Origin of the sequence: Streptomyces sp. SA15 (genome assembly GCF_002291145.1) — a bacterium.
Classification (GTDB): Bacteria; Actinomycetota; Actinomycetes; order Streptomycetales; family Streptomycetaceae; genus Streptomyces.
Genome location: NZ_NTGE01000113.1, coordinates 58,201 through 74,363 on the forward strand (window position 1 = coordinate 58,201; position 16,163 = coordinate 74,363).

Here is a 16,163-nt window from a genome sequence, read left to right on the forward strand (position 1 = left end):
CGCGGCATAGGTATGCACCAATCAGGCACCTGCTTTCCTACGAACGCGCATTTCGCATGCCGTCCTGCGGCTTGGAAGGAAATGGTCCAGTGCAGTCTCCTTACCCCCCACGCCCGCCGTACCCGCCACGGCCCGGATCGCGTCCCGGGGAGTCCGACCGAGATCTCGTGGCCCGGCTGGGCGGAGCCGACACGGACGCCCACGCCGTCGCGCTGCTGATGGCCCGGCACTGGCGGGCGACCCACGACTACGCGGTCATCTGCCTGCTGTCTTCGGACGGTTCGGCCTCCATGGCGACCGCCGCCGCGTTCCACCGGGTGCTCTCGGGGACGGCCGGCGGCGCCGTGCGTCCCCAACTCCTCGCGGCGGTACGGGAGACCGTCAAGGGATGGGCCGCGGACGACGGAATTTCCGCTCTGCTGCCGGAACTCCGCAAACCGACCGGTGGCCGTGGTCTACGCGCGGCGAGGCCGGTCACCCCCGAAAGGCGACGGCTCGCCGAGCGCGCATTCCAGGCCCTTCCGGGCGCCTCCCAATGCCTGCTGTGGCACACCGAGGTCGAGGCCGAGCCCATATCCGTACCCGCTGGTCTGCTGGGTGTGGACACCGCTACCGCGGCCGCCGGTCTTGAGCGGGCTCGGGAGCAATTCCGGGCGGGCTGTGTACGCGCCCACCGGGAACTCGCGCCCACCAGGGAATGCCGCTTCTACAACCGTCTCCTCGACGTCCCCATTCGCCGGGGCGGAGCCCTGTTGCCCGATGTCCGACGTCATCTGACGGCGTGCGGGTACTGCCGGCACGCCGCCGAGCAGCTCAGTCATTTCGAGGGCGGCCTGGACGCGCTGCTCGCCGAGACCGTGCTCGGCTGGGGCGCCCGCCGCTACCTCGACTCCCGGCCCGGTCGCGGCACCGCCCCGCAGTCGCCGGGCAGGCCTCCGTTCGTACGGCCGCGAACCGGCGGACGCCACCGCCCCGCCGGGGTCGGCCACCTCGCCCCCTCCCGTCGGCACGGCAAGGCGTTACTCATGGGCGCCGGTCTGTCCCTCGCCCTGCTCGCGACCGTGCTCGTCGCCAGGAGCTGGTCCGACGAGGGCGGCGTCCCCGGGCCACGCGCCACCTGGGGGGCGCCGAGCGGCACCTCCGTCTCGCCGGGGGACAAGGGCGACTCGTCGTCCGCCGGATCCCCGTCCGCCGCCTCCGTGGGCAACCCCGTCGAGGTCGGGCACGGCAGGCTCCGCAATCTGGTCGCCGGGCTGTGCCTCGACGTGCGCGACAGCAGACCCGCGGACGGTGCCGGGACCGTGCTGGCGGCGTGCTCGTCGGCCGCGTCGCAGCAGTGGTCGTACCAGGACGACGGACTGCTGCGCAGCGCCACCGACCCCACCCTCTGCCTCGACGCCGACGCCGACGAGGGCTCGGTCGTCGTCGCCGACTGCCTGGTGCACGCGGGCGAGGTGCGCTACGACCTCACCGTGCGGGGCGAGTTGCTGCTACGCGGGGGCAAGGGGCTGCTGGTGGCGCCCAAGAACGGGAAGACCGTGGTCGTCGCCGAACGGGACGGATCCGAGGGGCAGCGGTGGGTCCTGGAACCCGTGAGCGACGAGCCGGAGACGACACAGGGGGAGGGCCCGGCGGAGAACGGGACGCAGAACGGCAGCCCCGAGGAGCCGGACTCGCCGGAGGCCGCACCGGCGTCCCCCGACGCCGCGACTCCGCCCAAGGATCCCGAGACGCCGCCGGACGCGCCGGTGGTCCGGCCGCCGCAGTTCGAGAAGCGGATCGCCCCGGCCGACTGCTGTGCCGAGCCCGAGCCGGCCGCGCCCACCGAGGATGCCGACATCCTCCCGGGCGGCTTGTCGGACGCCCCCGCACCGGTCACCACTCCCACCACGACTCCCGCCACGACTCCCGTGACCGGGACCCTTGACTCCGCCCCGCTCTCGCCGCGGACGGAGTCGAGGGCGGGAACGCCCTGAGCACCACCGTGCCCCGGGACCACCAGTGGGACCTGTGGGACGCGGGAGCATCTCCGTGACCCGGTAGGCTTCCCGGGGCGCGCCTGTGTGAAGGCGCCCCCGGGACTAGAGGGACGCGAATCGGAGGAACCGGCGTTGCACGTGCAGGAGTGGCTCGACACGGTGCCCGCGGCCGCCGTCTACGCCTTGGTCGGAGTGGTCATCGGCCTGGAGAGCCTGGGCATTCCGCTGCCCGGCGAGATCATCCTGGTCTCGGCGGCGCTGCTGTCCTCGCAGCACGCGGGCATCGACCCGGTGATCCTCGGCGCGTGCGCCACCATCGGCGCGATCGTCGGCGACTCCATCGGCTACGCCATCGGCCGCAAGGGCGGACGGCCACTGCTGGTCTGGCTCGGCAAGAAGTTCCCCAAGCACTTCAGCGAGGGGCACATCGCCACGGCCGAGCGGTCCTTCGAGAAGTGGGGCATGTGGGCGGTCTTCTTCGGCCGCTTCGTCGCCCTGCTGCGCATCTTCGCGGGCCCGCTCGCGGGTGTGCTGCGGATGCCGTACTGGAAGTTCCTGATCGCCAACGTGTTCGGGGGCATCGTCTGGGCGGGCGGGACGACCGCGGTCATCTACTACGTGGGGATCGTGGCGGAGTCGTGGCTGAAGCGGTTCTCTTGGCTGGGCTTGGTGGCGGCGGTATTGGTCGGCGTCACGTCCATGCTCGTGCTGAAGCGGAAGGCGAAGCAGGCGCAGGTCGCCCATCAGGAAGCGGAACCTGTTCCCGCCGGGGAGTGAAACGCCGTTAGGGGTGCGGGGCTGTGGCACTGTGCGGCTCCGCCGCGACGGGAGCCCCCCGCTCGAGCGAAGTCGAGAGTTGGGGGAGCGACCAGCCGCCCACAACCCGCAGCCGCCGGACTACCTACTCATGCACCCCACGATGCGCCTTGGCCAACTCCGCATAGTGCGTACCGTTCAGCGTGACCCCCTGACGCTCCTCCTCCGTCAACTCCCGCTTGACCTTCGCGGGGACCCCGGCCACCAGTGACCCCGCCGGCACCTCCATCCCCTGCGGCACCAACGCCTGCGCGGCAACCAGCGACCCCGCCCCGATCACCGCACCGTTGAGCACGGTCGCCCCCATCCCGATCAGACAGTCGTCCCCGACCGTCGCCCCGTGCACCACGGCGTTGTGCCCGATGGAGACGCGCTCGCCGACGGTGACGGGAAACCCCGGGTCGGCATGCAGCGTGCAGTTGTCCTGGACATTGCTGCTCGCCCCGACGGAGATCCGCTCGACGTCGCCGCGCAGCACCGCCCCGTACCAGACGCTCGCCCCCGCCTCCAGCGTCACATCCCCGATCACCGAGGACGTGGGTGCCACGAACGCCTCCTCGTGGACCTTCGGTTCCTTGCCGCCGATGCCCGTGATCAACGCCTTGTGCGCCATCGCCCTCTCCTCGCCGTCGTCCTCAACACCGGCACCGTACGCCACCGGGTGGGGTGAAGATCACAGCCCCTCGATCTCATGGGTCCACCTGACGCTGAGTACGGTGAGCGGGTGCCGAAGCGCAAGAACACGTTCTCATCATGGTCACGCAGCCTCGCGCAGCGGGCCGTGCACGCGGGCTGGGCCTGGGCGCAGCGCACCGGCTCCGTCACCGCCGAGCACCCGGGACGCTTCCGCTTCCACGCGCTGGGGACGGGCACCCGGCTCGCCTTCCCGCTCGGCACGGTCTTCGGCGAGCCCTGGATCCAGCTGGGCGCCCACTGCATCGTCGGCGAACACGTCACCCTGACGGCCGGCCTGATGCCCGACCTCGACCTCGGCCCGGACCCGATCCTGCGCATAGGCGACGGAGTCGTCCTGGGCCGCGGCAGCCACGTCATCGCCGACACCGCGGTCACCATCGGCAGCGACTGCTACTTCGGGCCGTACGTCTACGTCACGTCCACCAACCACTCGTACGACGATCCGCACGAGCCCATCGGCAAGCAGTGGCCGCGGATGGAGCCGGTGGAGATCGGGCCGGGCTGCTGGATCGGCACCGGCGCGGTGATCCTGCCGGGGGCGCGCATCGGGCGGAACGTCGTCGTGGCGGCCGGCGCGGTCGTCCGCGGTGCGGTGCCGGACCACGCGGTGGTGGCCGGGGCGCCCGCGCGCGTCGTACGGCGCTGGACTCCCGCCGACGGCTGGCAGCCACCGCTGAGGACACCGGCCCCGGTGCCGATACCGGACGGCGTCACCCCGGAACAGCTCCTGGCGCTGGCCGACCTGGACGAAGACGCCGCCGCCCGGCTCGCGGAGCTCGACGCCGACGCCTAGGGGGTGTTTTGAAAGTCCTGTGCGGTGCCCGCGGTGTTCGGTGCGTGCCCTCGGCGTGCCGGACGAAGGCCCTCGTAGCGGAGCTACTTGGGTCTTTGGCCGGTGCGGCGAGGGTGCGTGCCGGGCGCCGTGGGTGCTGTGCGGGACTTTCAAAACACCCCCTAGGGGGCTTTTGATGCCGCAGACGCCCTAACCCGCCGCCAGCAGCACCGTACCCATCAAGGCCAGGCCCGCCCCCGCCGCCTGGATCGCTCGCAGGCGTTCGCTGAGGAAGCCGCGGGCGGCCAGGGCCGTCACCACCGGGTAGAGCGAGGCGAGTACGGCGGCCACGGTGACCGGCCCGTGCTGGGCGGCGATCGCGTACGTACCGTTGGCGGCGACGTCCGCGAGGCCGACGAAGGCGAGCGCCGGCAGCGAGGCCCATGGGAAGCCGCCCGACGGGAGGGCGTCCGCTCCGCGCTTGACGGAGACGTATAGCGCGGCTCCGCCCACGGCCACGTTGGTCACGCGCTGCACGAAGAGGGCCAGGAACAGGCCGGTGACCGTCGTCGACGCCTCCGCGATCAGCGCGAACACCGCTCCGAAGCCGACGGCGGAGACCAGGGTGAGGACGATGGCCCGGCGTTGCACGGGCGCTCCGCGCAGCTGGGGTCCGCCCGCCAGGACGACACCGGCGACGGCGACCGCGATCCCCGCGACCTGCACCAGGCCGGGGCGCTCGCCGAGGAAGAGCCCCACACCGACGGGGACGGCCACACTCAGGGTGGCGAGCGGGGAGACCACGCCCATCGGGCCCAGCGCCAGCGCCTTGTAGAAGCAGATCATCGCCACCGGCCCGGCAAGACCCGCCGCGACCGCGAACCACAACCGCGGGCCGGCCTCGCTCCACGCCCCCGTGGCCACCACGATCACGCCCAGCACGGCCGTCGCGATCGTCTGCGAGACGACCACCACCGTCAGCGCCGGGGTGCGCCGGGTCAGCAGTCCGCCGCCGAAGTCGGCCAGCCCCCACAACAGGCTGGTGGCCAGGGCGAAGAATGCTGTCACGGGTCGCCTCGCAGTACAGTTCGGTGAACGATCGGGTGCACCACATCATAGTGCAGCAAATTGAACTCTGTCATCCAGAATATTGGACGGAAAGTGTCGGACCTCGACCTGCTCACCCAGTCCCTGGCGCGCAACGTCAAGCGCTGGCGCACCGAGCGCGGCTTCACCCTGGACTCGCTCGCCGCGCGTGCCGGGGTCAGCCGCGGCATGCTGATCCAGATCGAGCAGGCCCGGACGAACCCCAGCCTCGGCACGGTTGTCAAGATCGGTGACGCGCTCGGCATCAGCATCACCACCCTGCTCGACTACGAACAGGGGCCGAAGGTGCGGGTCGTCCCGGCCGAGCAGGTGGTGCGGCTGTGGCACACCGACGCGGGCAGCTACAGCCGGCTCCTCGCGGGCACGGAGGCGCCCGGCCCGCTGGAGATGTGGGACTGGCGGCTGATGCCGGGCGAGAGCAGCGGGTCGGACCCGCACCCCGCCGGCACGGTGGAGATCGTCCACGTCACGGTGGGCGAACTCACCCTCACCGTCGAGGGTGTGGAGTACCGCGTCCCAGCCGGCGCCAGCGCCACCTTCGAGGCCAACGCCGCCCACACGTACGCCAATCAGGGCGACGTCCCCATGGAGATGATGCTGACGGTCTCGGTCCCGGCCGTGCGCTGAACCGGCCCGGGCGGTCCTGTTAGCGTGCGGTCATGCGCGCACCCATCGGACACTTCGACCACGCCACGCCCGCCCCCGACTGTCTCGCCGACCTGACCGCCCCGGTCGCCGACGCCGTACGCCACTGGAGCGGCAGCGTGCCCGCCGAGCAGATCGTCTACGTCGACACCGACCCGCACTGGGCCGACACCGCGGTCTTCGTGGAGCACTACGGCCGCGAGCTGCTGGAGCAGTCGGCGAACTGCGTGGTGGTGGCCGGCAAGCGCGGCGGCGAGACCACGCTCGCCGCGTGCGTCGTGCTGTCCACCACGCGGGTCGACGTCAACGGCGTCGTGCGCCGCCAACTCGGCGCGCGAAAGGCCTCGTTCGCCTCGATGGACACGGCGACGGGGGAGACCGGCATGGAGTACGGCGGCATCACCCCGATCGGACTGCCCGACGGCTGGCCGGTGCTGGTGGACTCGGCCGTCGTCGATCTGCCGTACGTCCTGGTGGGCAGCGGACGCCGACGCGGCAAGTTGCTGGTACCGGGGAAGGCGTTCGCCCAGTTGCCGGGGGCCGTGGTGCTGGAGGGGCTGGGAGTGGCCTGAGCTCAGGAGCCACGTGGGCGGTTCGGCAACGCGCCTGGGGGTCCCCCACGCCTTTGAGGCAGTGGGGGAGTGCGTGCCAGGCGGCGGGCGCCCGGCCGGCATGTGACAGGTTCTCAGGCCGACGCGTGGTGGGCGAGGGCGTGATGCGGGTCCGCCTCGCCCGGCACCGGCGCCGGATCCGCGTGCACCAGCGCCGCGGTGAGCCGCGGGACCGCGTGCAGCAGGGCGTGTTCGGCGTCGACGGCGATGGCGTGGGCCCGACGTACCGTCGCCTCGCCGTCCACGACGACCGCCACCTCGGCACGCAACCGGTGCCCGATCCAGCGCAGCCGCAACTCGCCCACCTCGCACACCCCTTCGACGCCCCGCAGCGCCCGCTCGGCCCGGTCCACCAGAGCCGGGTCGACGGCGTCCATCACCCGCCTGAACACCTCGCGCGCCGCGTCCCGCAACACCAGCGTGATGGCGGCCGTGATCGCCAACCCCACGATCGGGTCGGCGAGTTGCCAGCCCAGGGCCGATCCGCCCGCCCCCAGCAGCACGGCCAGTGACGTGAACCCGTCCGTACGGGCGTGCAGTCCATCGGCGACCAGCGCGGCCGAGCCGATGGAGCGGCCGACCCGGATCCGGTAGCGGGCCACCCACTCGTTGCCCGCGAAACCGACCAGCGCGGCCACCGCGACCGCCGGGACGTGCTCGACGGGGCGCGGGTCGAACAGCCGGTCGATCGCCGCCCAGGCCGCGAAGGCGGCGGACGCGGCGATCGTCAGCACGATCACGATGCCCGCCAGGTCCTCGGCGCGGCCGTAGCCGTAGGTGAAGCGGCGCGTCGCCGCACGCCTGCCCAGCACGAAGGCGATCCCGAGCGGTACGGCGGTCAGCGCGTCCGCGGTGTTGTGCACCGTGTCGCCGAGCAGTGCGACCGACCCGGACAGGGCCACCACGACCGCCTGCGCCAGTGCCGTCGCCCCGAGCACCGCGAGCGAGACCCACAGGGCGCGCATACCGCGGGCCGAGGACTCCAGGGCGGAGTCGAGCTTGTCGGCCGTCTCGTGGGAGTGCGGGGTGAGGAGGTGGGCGAGGCGATGGCGGAGACGGGGATGGGGGCGTGGGTGCTCACGATGCTCGTGGCTGTGCCCGTGGTCCCGTCCGTGGCTGTGCTCGTGGTGGTGCCGGTCGCTCACGAGGTTCCCCTTCCGGTGTGCGCTGGTGGACGCGGGACGCCCACGACAGCCATTATGTGCGTATGAGCGCACGCATGCACCTGTCACCTGCACACGATGCGCACCCGCGCAGCCCCGGCGAGGAACAGTTCGCGCTCGCCGCCGAACTGCTCGCCCTGCTGGGCGACCGCACCCGGCTCGCCCTGCTGCACGCCCTGACGTCGGGGGAGGCCGACGTCACGACCCTGACTCAGGCGTGCGGTGCGGCGCGGCCGGCCGTCAGCCAGCACCTGGCCCGGCTGCGGCTGGCCGGCCTGGTGAACACCCGCAAGGAGGGCCGCAGGGTGATCTACTCACTGCGCGACGGCCATCTGCGGCGCCTCGTGGACGAGGCCCTGAACGTGGCGGACCACCGGCTCAGCGACCGGCCGCCGCACGACTGACCGGTTCAGTACGCGGGGGCCGTACCGAGGTACTGCTCCGCGAAGGCCGCCGCGGCGGCGGGCGAGGTGAACAGGCGCCTCAGCCGGGCGAAGGTGGTGCCCGCACGGTACGCGTCGCCGGACGACGTGCCGTGGTACACCTCGGAGAGCCACTGCGAGAAGTCCTGGTACTCCCACACGCGCCGCAGACACGCCTCCGAATAGCCGTCAAGCCCCGACTCGTCGCCCTTGGTGAGGTACCCGACGAGGGCGTCGCCGAGCAGGAAGGCGTCGTGCAGGGCGAGGTTCATGCCCTTCGCGGCGATCGGCGCGGTGAGGTGGGCGGCGTCCCCGGCCAGGAAGAGGCGTCCGAACACCATGGGCTCGATGACGTAGCTGTGCATGTCCAGGACACGCTTCTCGATCAGCGGTCCTTCGATGAGCGGACCGGCCAAGGTCGCCGCGAGCCGCTCGCGCAGCTCGGACCAGACGCGGTCGTGCGACCAGTTCTCCGGGTCGTCGCCGGGCGGGCACTCCAGGTAGTAGCGGGTCACCTGGGGGCTGCGGGCCATGTGCCCGGCGAAACCGTTCGGATGGATGCCGAAGACGACACAGTCGTTGGACGGCGGAGCCTCGGCGAGCAGGGCCAGCCAGCCGACGCCGTAGTCGTACCGGGCGATGTGGGCGTCCTCCGGCAGCGCGCTGCGCGTCACCCCGCGCCCTCCGTCGCACCCGGCGACGAAGTCGCACTCGACGAGCACCCGCCCGCCCGTCTCCGCGGAGAGGTATGACACCGAGGGGCGGTCCGTGTCCAGATCGTGCAGTCGCACGTCCCGCACGCCGAACCGGATCTCCCCGCCCCGCACGTCCGCGTACTCGCGCACCAGGTCCGTCACCAGCAAAGGCTGCGGATAGACGAAATGATGATTCCCCGTCAGCTCGATGTAGGAGAAGCGGAAGCGGTCCCCGCCGAACCGGAACTCGCACTCGGTGTGCAACTGCGCCCGCTCCAGCAGGTTCTCGCCGAGCCCGCGTTGCTGCAGCCCGCGCACGGCCCATTCCTCGATGACTCCCGCGCGGGGCCGCTGCTCGATGAACTCCCGCGTCTCGTTCTCCAGGACCAGGCAGTCGACACCGGCGGCCCGCAGGATGTTGCCGATGGTCAGCCCGGCGGGCCCGGCGCCCACGACGACGACCGGAAAGCGTTGCGGGGCACCGGAGTTGGGCTGGGGGGTGGTGGTCACGCGAACATTATGTCGGCGGCCGGGCGGGGTGGGGAGAGGCTCACGGACCGTGCCCTCAGTGTGCGGGCGCGTCCGTGACGGCGACCTCGTCGATGCTCCGCTCGATCTCCTCGGGCCGGGACGCGCAGGCCCTGGCCCAGTAGTAGATCACCAGGGAGAAGGCCGCGAGGACGAGGATGTCCCACCACAGCGCGATGCGACCCTGGCCGCCGAAGCTGCCCTGCCAGGAGATCAGGCCCATGCCCACCAGGTACACCGGTAGCCACTGGGCGGCCCTCCAGTCCGGGCGGGGCGCGTCGGGCAGGCCCTTGCGGGTGGCGTACCAGGCGTATCCGCCGAGGAGGAGGTAGCCGAGGACGATCGCCACCCCGAGCCGCCACAGGGTGTCCCAGGTCGACCAGTAGATGATGAGGTTGGCGACCACGAACGACAGCGGGGCGATCACCGTGCCGCCGGGCAGCCGGTAGGGACGGTCGTGGTGCGGGAGCCGGTCGGCGAAGACGCCGTACGCCAGTGGAGCCCCCGCATACATCAGGACGCTCGCCGAGGTGATGAAGCTGACCAGCTCCTGCCAGCTCGGGAAGGGCAGGAAGCAGACCACGCCCGTCACGAAGGAGATGAGGAGCCCGAACCACGGCACCCCCCGGGCGTCGGTGCGCTCGAACAGCTTGGGGGCGTAGCCGTTCCTGGCCAGGCCGTAGGAGACGCGGGCGGTCGCGGTGGTGTAGATCAGGCCGGTGCCGCCGGGGGAGATCACGGCGTCCAGGTACAGCACCACGCTCAGCCAGCCGAGGCCCACCAGAGTGGCGAGGCCGGCCCAAGGGCCGCTGATTCCGGGGTAGTCCAGCTTGGCCCAGCCGTGCGCGAAGGAGCTGTGCGGGAGCGCGGCGATGAACACGACCTGGAGCAGGACGTAGACGACCGCGCCGATGGCGACGGAACCGAGGGTGGCCCGGGGCAGGTCGCGCTTGGGGTCCCGGCTCTCGCCGGCGAGCTGGATCGCCTGCTCGAAGCCCAGCAGGGCGAAGATGATGCCGCTCGTGCTGATCGCGGTCAGCACGCCCTTGGCGCCGAAGGGCGCGAAGCCCTCCGAAGTGAAGTTCCCCGGGTGGAAGTTGCCGATGGCGATGACGAAGATGGCGGCCAGCGGTACGGCGATCTTCCACCAGGTGGCGGCGCTGTTGGTGTGCGCGAGGGCGCGTACGCCGAGGAAGTTGACGACGACGAAGACGGCCATCAGCAGCACGGCGACCAGGAGCCCGCTCGTCGTCAGCGTCCCGTCGGAGGCGTGCAGGAAGCCCCGCGCCCAGGACCAGTGCCCGGCATAGCCGATCATGGCCTCGACCTCGATCGGCGCCACGGTCGCCGCCTGGAGCCAGGAGAACCAGCCGAAGGACATACCGGCCAGAGAGCCGAACGCGTAATGCGGATAACGCGCGGTGCCGCCGGCGACCGGGAACATTCCGCCGAGTTCCGCGTGCACCAGCGCCAGCAGGACGATTCCCACCGCGCCGATCAACCAGGAGATGACGGCCGCGGGACCGGCCGCGGCGACCGCCTTCTCGGCGCCGTACAGCCAACCGGATCCGATGATGGAACCGACCGAGGCCCACATGAGCCCGATCAGTCCGATGTCCCGCCGCAGGCCGCCGCCCGGGCCCCTTCCGACCTCCGGGGCGGCATGGTCAATGCTTACCATTATTTAAGGGGCCTCTCATAAACGAACAGAAATGTTCGACGTACAAGAGGCCTCACATTAGGAATCGGAAGCTGTTCCGCTGAAGGCTGTTGCCGGAATCTTGACTTGTTCCCGGGGGTTTCCTGGACAGCCTTTCATGAATTCCGGTGACGCTCAGCCGAGCCGGGGAATCTCGATCGCCGGGCAGCGATTCATCACCATCTCGAGGCCGGCGGCCCGGGCGCGGTCGTACGCCGCCTCGTCGATGACCCCGAGCTGGAACCAGACCGCCTTGGCGCCCTTCGCCACCGCCTCGTCGGCGACCGGACCGGCGAGATCGCTGTTCACGAACACGTCGACGACGTCCACCTCGAAGGGGACGTCCGCGAGGGAGGCGTACCCCTGCTCCCCGTGCACCGTCTCCGCCTTGGGGTGGACCGGCACGATGCGTTTGCCGTAACGCTGGAGCACCTCGGCCACGCCGTACGCGGCGCGCCCCTGGTTCGACGACAGGCCCACCACGGCCCAGGTGTCGCCGAGCGCGGTGAGGATCTTGCGGACCGTTGCCTCGTCGCCGTACACCGTGGGTCTCCTTCGGGCTCGCGGAAGAGCTGGTATCGCGGAGAACAGCGGACCATGCCCGATGATTCCCCTTGTTCGCTGAACGTATGTTCGGGCCGGCGGTGGCGCGGCGCTGTGCGCGCGCCTACGCTCACCTCGTGCTGCGCATCATCGACGCCCGAACCGGCGAGCCCGTCGAGGCCGCTCCCGCCCGCCGCGGGCTGACCCGCGTCGAGGCCCACACCGCGGGCTACGACGCCACGGCCCTGCGCGTGCTGCTGGTCACCGACCTTCTGGAGCGGGCCCTGGAGCTGGGCGGTACGCCGGTATGGGCGCTGATGGCGGGCGAGCGGGAGCAGGCTGAACTGAGGGCGGGAGCCGCGGCCCTCGGCATGCGGCCCCTGGAGGACAGCCGGGGCACCGGGGCCGGACTGGGCGAGTCCCAGGTCATCCACGTGGTGGGCGAGGACGGCACGGCCCCCGACGGCATCCGGGTCGCCGTCGCGCCCGTCGACCCGGCGGCGCCCGGGATTCCGGAGGGCGCCGATCCCGCCGTCGTACGCCTGGCGCTGCTCTCCCGGCCCCGGAGCGCGCCCGTGCGGCTGGACGTGGCTGCTCTGGACGAGGCCCGGGACACTCTCGTCCGCTGGCGCCGCGCGGTCGCGGAGTGGGCGCGTCTGCCGTCGCGGGCGATCCCCGAGGAGGTGCGCGGCGAGCTCCGCACGGCCTGGGAGGACGATCTGAACGTACCCGCCGTCCTGCGGGTGCTGCACCGGGTGGAGACCTCGGACCTGCCGGAGGGCGCGCGCTTCGAGACGTACGCGTACGCCGACCGGCTGCTCGGGCTTGAGCTGGCCCGTGACGTGGGAGCTTCGGCGTGATCGCCCGGGCGGGAGCGGGCCCGCTGCGTCACCTGGTCGTCGTGTGGCGCGCCGAGTCGGCCTGGCCGGAGGGCGCGCGCTTCGAGACGTACGCGTACGCCGACCGGCTGCTCGGGCTTGAGCTGGCCCGTGACGTGGGAGCTTCGGCGTGATCGCCCGGGCGGGAGCGGGCCCGCTGCGTCACCTGGTCGTCGTGTGGCGCGCCGAGTCGGCCTGGCCGGAGGGCGCGCGCTTCGAGACGTACGCGTACGCCGACCGGCTGCTCGGGCTTGAGCTGGCCCGTGACGTGGGAGCTTCGGCGTGATCGCCCGGGCGGGAGCGGGCCCGCTGCGTCACCTGGTCGTCCTGCGGCACGCCAAGTCCGCCTGGCCGGAGGGCGTCGTCGACCACGAACGCCCGCTGGCGCCGCGCGGCCGCCGGGACGCGCCGGTCGCGGGCCGGATCCTCGCCGAGAGCAACCTCCTCCCGGACCTCGCCCTGTGCTCCACCGCCGTACGCGCCCGCCAGACCTGGGAGCTGGCCTCCGCCCAGTGGGGCACACCGCCGCCGGTGCGTTTCGATCCGCACCTGTACGCCGCCGGCGTACCCGACCTCCTGGACGTCGTGCACGACGTGCCCGCCGAGGTCGACACGCTGCTGCTGATCGGGCACAACCCCGGCCTGGAGGACCTGGTGCTCGACCTGGCCGGGGACGGTCTGGACGACGCACTGGACGAGGTGCGCGTGAAGTTCCCGACCTCGGCGATCGCCGTCCTGGCCTGGCGCGGCACCTCCTGGGAGGCCCTCACCCCGGGCACGGCCCTGCTGACGAACATGATCGTCGCGCGGGGCGGGAAGAAGCGATGATCGGCAGGCGCGAGCGCTGAACCGGCCCGTGCGGGCGGTGGCAGGCGCCCCGCATAAGCTGGGCCGATGCAGGACGAGTACCGCACAGTCGCCCGCGCGGGCGTGCACGAGACCGAGGTCAACCGCTCTCGCTTTCTGTGCGCCCTCGCCCCGGCGGCCACCGAGCAGCAGGCCCAGGAGTTCATCGCGGGCATCCGCAAGGAGCACGCGGACGCCACGCACAACTGCTACGCGTACGTCATCGGCGCCGACGCCGCGATCCAGAAGGCGAGCGACGACGGCGAACCCGGCGGCACGGCCGGTGTCCCCATGCTCCAGATGCTGCTGCGCCGTGACATGCGGTACGTCGTCGCCGTCGTCACCCGCTACTACGGCGGCGTCAAGCTGGGCGCGGGTGGACTCATCAGGGCGTACGGCGGAGCGGTCGGCGAGGCCCTGGACACCCTCGGCACGCTCACCCGCCGCCGGTTCCGGCTGGCCACGGTGACCGTCGACCACCAGCGGGCGGGCAAGGTGCAGAACGACCTGCGGGCCACCGGGCGTGAGGTGCGCGACGTGCGCTACGGCGAGGCGGTCACCCTCGAGATCGGGCTGCCGGACGCCGATGTGGAGGCCTTCAGGGCGTGGCTGGCGGACGTGACCGCCGGGAGCGCCGGGTTCGAACTCGGCGGCGAGGCCTACAGGGACGCGCCATAACGGACAAACGATGCGCCATGCGCGGCAAGTAGCGCAAAGCGGGCTTGCGTGGCGCCCGTGCATAACAGGCTTGCGTCACGGCCGTCATGACGGGTCGATACGGGAGTAACCGCCCGTGGTGTCAGACCCGGCCGTTAGTCTCGGGGATCATGAGGCTGCTGCACACTTCCGACTGGCATCTCGGCCGGGCGTTCCACCGGGTCAACATGCTCGGGGCCCAGGCCGAGTTCATCGGCCACCTCGTCACGACCGTGCGGGAGCGCGAGGTCGACGCGGTGGTCGTGTCGGGGGACGTGTACGACCGTGCGGTGCCGCCGCTCGCCGCGGTCGAGCTGTTCGACGACGCCCTGCACCGCCTCGCCGACCTCGGTGTGCCCACGGTGATGATCTCCGGGAACCACGACTCCGCGCGCCGCCTCGGGGTGGGCGCCGGCCTGATCGGGCGCGCGGGCATCCATCTGCGGACCGAGCCGTCGGCGTGCGGGACGCCCGTGATTCTCGCCGACGGACACGGCGACGTGGCCTTCTACGGACTGCCGTATCTCGAACCCGCCCTGGTCAAGGACGAGTTCGGAGTCGAGAAGGCCGGGCACGAGGCCGTGCTCGCCGCCGCCATGGACCGGGTCCGCGCCGACCTCGCCGCACGCGCGCGGGGCACCCGCTCCGTCGTCCTCGCGCACGCCTTCGTCACCGGCGGCGAGGCCAGCGACAGCGAGCGGGACATCACCGTCGGCGGAGTGGCCGCCGTCCCCGCCGGGGTCTTCGACGGCGTCGACTACGCCGCGCTGGGGCATCTGCACGGCAGCCAGACCATCACCGACCGCGTGCGCTACTCCGGCTCCCCGCTGCCGTACTCCTTCTCGGAGGCCGGCCACCGCAAGAGCATGTGGCTCGTCGACCTGGGCGCCGACGGCGCGGTCACCGCCGAGCGCGTCGACTGCCCGGTGCCCCGCGCGCTGGCCCGCATCCGAGGCACCCTGGAGGAGCTGCTCGCCGATCCGGACCTCGCCCGGCACGAGGAGGCCTGGGTCGAGGCGACTCTCACCGACGCCGTCCGCCCCGCCGACCCCATGGCCCGGCTCACCGAGCGCTTCCCGCACACGCTGAGCCTCGTCTTCGACCCCGAACGCGCCCCGGACGACCCCGCCGTGTCGTACGCCAAGCGCCTCGCCGGCCGCAGCGACCAGCAGATCGCGGAGGACTTCGTGGCCCATGTGCGCGGTGCCGGGCCCGACGAGCGGGAGCGGGCGGTGCTGCGGGACGCGTTCGACACGGTGCGCGCGGACGAGGCCGTGCGGGAGGTGGCGCGGTGAGGCTGCACCGTCTCGACATCACCGCGTTCGGGCCCTTCGGCGGCTCCCAGACCGTGGATTTCGACGAGCTGTCCGCCGCCGGGCTCTTCCTGCTGCACGGACCGACGGGAGCCGGCAAGACCTCCGTCCTGGACGCCGTGTGCTACGCGCTGTACGGCACGGTGCCGGGCGCCCGCCAGTCCGGCCAGGGCACGACCCTGCGCAGCGACCACGCAGCGTCCGGCACACGCACACAGATCCGCCTCGAACTCACCGTCGCGGGCCGCCGGTTGGAGATCACCAGGCAGCCCCCCTGGGAGCGGCCCAAGAAGCGCGGCTCCGGCACCACCCTCGACAAAGCCCAGACCTGGCTCCGCGAGTACGACGCGACGGCCGGCGCCTGGAAGGATCTCAGCCGCTCCCACCAGGAGATCGGCGAGGAGGTCGCCCAGCTGCTGGGCATGAGCCGCGAGCAGTTCTGCCAGGTCGTGCTGCTGCCCCAGGGCGACTTCGCGCGCTTCCTGCGCGCCGACGCCGAGGCACGCGCCAAGTTGCTGGGCCGCCTCTTCGACACCCGCCGGTTCGCCGCGGTCGAACAGCGCCTCGCCGAGCGCCGACGCGCGGCCGAGGCCCAGGTGCGCGAGGGGGACGCCGCCCTGCTGGCCGACGCCCACCGCATGCAGCAGGCGGCCGGCGACAGCATGGAGCTGCCGGAGCTGGCCCCCGGCGAGCCGGGGCTGGCGGAAGCCGTCCTGAGCGCCGCCGCCATCGCCCGCAGCACCGCCCGTGAACG

The 16,163-nt window shown here is 72.1% G+C and carries 19 protein-coding genes; 13 read left to right on the top strand and 6 right to left on the bottom strand.

From position 1 onward, the window contains the following. Positions 1 to 167 precede the first annotated feature (167 nt). Together CLM62_RS26700 and CLM62_RS26705 are read left to right on the top strand one after the other, a co-directional pair. Entirely contained in the window at positions 168 to 1,976 is a 1,809-nt protein-coding gene (locus CLM62_RS26700; protein ID WP_373559189.1) for a ricin-type beta-trefoil lectin domain protein, read from the top strand. 135 nt (positions 1,977 to 2,111) lie between these two features. Beyond that, positions 2,112 to 2,756, top strand: a complete 645-nt coding sequence (locus CLM62_RS26705) for a DedA family protein (RefSeq protein ID WP_095752459.1) — start codon at positions 2,112 to 2,114, stop codon at positions 2,754 to 2,756. A 124-nt stretch (positions 2,757 to 2,880) separates the two neighbouring features. On the opposite strand, the gene CLM62_RS26710 is transcribed toward CLM62_RS26705, so the two are convergent. After that, positions 2,881 to 3,408, bottom strand: coding sequence for a gamma carbonic anhydrase family protein (locus CLM62_RS26710; RefSeq protein ID WP_095752480.1), 528 nt, complete (start codon positions 3,406 to 3,408; stop codon positions 2,881 to 2,883). A gap of 111 nt (positions 3,409 to 3,519) precedes the next feature. Here CLM62_RS26710 and CLM62_RS26715 point away from each other — a divergent pair, with 111 nt between their 5' ends. Next, a complete protein-coding gene (locus CLM62_RS26715; RefSeq protein ID WP_095752460.1) occupies positions 3,520 to 4,284 on the top strand; it encodes an acyltransferase in 765 nt (254 codons plus the stop codon). Between the two features lie 189 nt (positions 4,285 to 4,473). On the opposite strand, the gene CLM62_RS26720 is transcribed toward CLM62_RS26715, so the two are convergent. After that, positions 4,474 to 5,331, bottom strand: coding sequence for an EamA family transporter (locus CLM62_RS26720; protein WP_095752461.1), 858 nt, complete (start codon positions 5,329 to 5,331; stop codon positions 4,474 to 4,476). 93 nt (positions 5,332 to 5,424) lie between these two features. Between CLM62_RS26720 and CLM62_RS26725 the strand changes: the two genes are divergently transcribed. Together CLM62_RS26725 and CLM62_RS26730 are read left to right on the top strand one after the other, a co-directional pair. Further along, entirely contained in the window at positions 5,425 to 5,997 is a 573-nt protein-coding gene (locus CLM62_RS26725; RefSeq protein WP_179382239.1) for an XRE family transcriptional regulator, read from the top strand. A gap of 32 nt (positions 5,998 to 6,029) precedes the next feature. Continuing rightward, positions 6,030 to 6,587, top strand: a complete 558-nt coding sequence (locus CLM62_RS26730) for a YbaK/EbsC family protein (RefSeq protein WP_095752463.1) — start codon at positions 6,030 to 6,032, stop codon at positions 6,585 to 6,587. Between the two features lie 113 nt (positions 6,588 to 6,700). Here the strand turns inward: CLM62_RS26730 and CLM62_RS26735 are convergent, their stop codons facing one another. After that, a complete protein-coding gene (locus tag CLM62_RS26735) occupies positions 6,701 to 7,771 on the bottom strand; it encodes a cation diffusion facilitator family transporter (protein ID WP_095752464.1) in 1,071 nt (356 codons plus the stop codon). Positions 7,772 to 7,833: 62 nt separating this feature from the next. On the opposite strand from CLM62_RS26735, the gene CLM62_RS26740 reads away from it, so the two are divergent. Continuing rightward, a complete protein-coding gene (locus CLM62_RS26740) occupies positions 7,834 to 8,193 on the top strand; it encodes a metalloregulator ArsR/SmtB family transcription factor (RefSeq protein ID WP_179382240.1) in 360 nt (119 codons plus the stop codon). 5 nt (positions 8,194 to 8,198) lie between these two features. Here the strand turns inward: CLM62_RS26740 and CLM62_RS26745 are convergent, their stop codons facing one another. From CLM62_RS26745 to CLM62_RS26755, 3 genes are all read right to left on the bottom strand, one after another. Beyond that, complete coding sequence (locus CLM62_RS26745) at positions 8,199 to 9,416, bottom strand: 4-hydroxybenzoate 3-monooxygenase (protein ID WP_095752466.1); 1,218 nt, start codon at positions 9,414 to 9,416, stop codon at positions 8,199 to 8,201. A 55-nt stretch (positions 9,417 to 9,471) separates the two neighbouring features. Then, positions 9,472 to 11,115 (bottom strand): APC family permease, encoded by a 1,644-nt coding sequence (locus tag CLM62_RS26750; protein ID WP_095752467.1) that lies wholly within the window; start codon positions 11,113 to 11,115, stop codon positions 9,472 to 9,474. Positions 11,116 to 11,268: 153 nt separating this feature from the next. Continuing rightward, positions 11,269 to 11,676, bottom strand: coding sequence for a CoA-binding protein (locus CLM62_RS26755; protein ID WP_095752468.1), 408 nt, complete (start codon positions 11,674 to 11,676; stop codon positions 11,269 to 11,271). A 137-nt stretch (positions 11,677 to 11,813) separates the two neighbouring features. On the opposite strand from CLM62_RS26755, the gene CLM62_RS26760 reads away from it, so the two are divergent. The 7 genes from CLM62_RS26760 to CLM62_RS26780 all read left to right on the top strand — a co-directional run. Further along, positions 11,814 to 12,536: a hypothetical protein gene (locus tag CLM62_RS26760; RefSeq protein ID WP_257004107.1), complete on the top strand. Its 723-nt coding sequence runs from the start codon at positions 11,814 to 11,816 to the stop codon at positions 12,534 to 12,536. Beyond that, positions 12,533 to 12,688: a hypothetical protein gene (locus CLM62_RS51890; RefSeq protein ID WP_257004109.1), complete on the top strand. Its 156-nt coding sequence runs from the start codon at positions 12,533 to 12,535 to the stop codon at positions 12,686 to 12,688. Before CLM62_RS26760 ends, CLM62_RS51890 begins: the two co-directional genes overlap by 4 nt. After that, positions 12,685 to 12,840, top strand: a complete 156-nt coding sequence (locus tag CLM62_RS51895) for a hypothetical protein (protein WP_257004109.1) — start codon at positions 12,685 to 12,687, stop codon at positions 12,838 to 12,840. The genes CLM62_RS51890 and CLM62_RS51895 overlap by 4 nt, the downstream gene beginning before the upstream one ends. Further along, the gene (locus CLM62_RS26765; RefSeq protein ID WP_095752470.1) at positions 12,837 to 13,382 is read left to right on the top strand and encodes a histidine phosphatase family protein; all 546 of its coding nucleotides are present in this window, start codon (positions 12,837 to 12,839) and stop codon (positions 13,380 to 13,382) included. The genes CLM62_RS51895 and CLM62_RS26765 overlap by 4 nt, the downstream gene beginning before the upstream one ends. A gap of 66 nt (positions 13,383 to 13,448) precedes the next feature. Beyond that, positions 13,449 to 14,078 (top strand): YigZ family protein, encoded by a 630-nt coding sequence (locus CLM62_RS26770; protein WP_095752471.1) that lies wholly within the window; start codon positions 13,449 to 13,451, stop codon positions 14,076 to 14,078. 149 nt (positions 14,079 to 14,227) lie between these two features. Next, complete coding sequence (locus tag CLM62_RS26775) at positions 14,228 to 15,391, top strand: exonuclease SbcCD subunit D (protein WP_095752472.1); 1,164 nt, start codon at positions 14,228 to 14,230, stop codon at positions 15,389 to 15,391. Further along, positions 15,388 to 16,163: AAA family ATPase (locus tag CLM62_RS26780; protein ID WP_143659155.1), on the top strand; the 776-nt coding region annotated here is incomplete at its 3' end. The genes CLM62_RS26775 and CLM62_RS26780, both read left to right, overlap by 4 nt.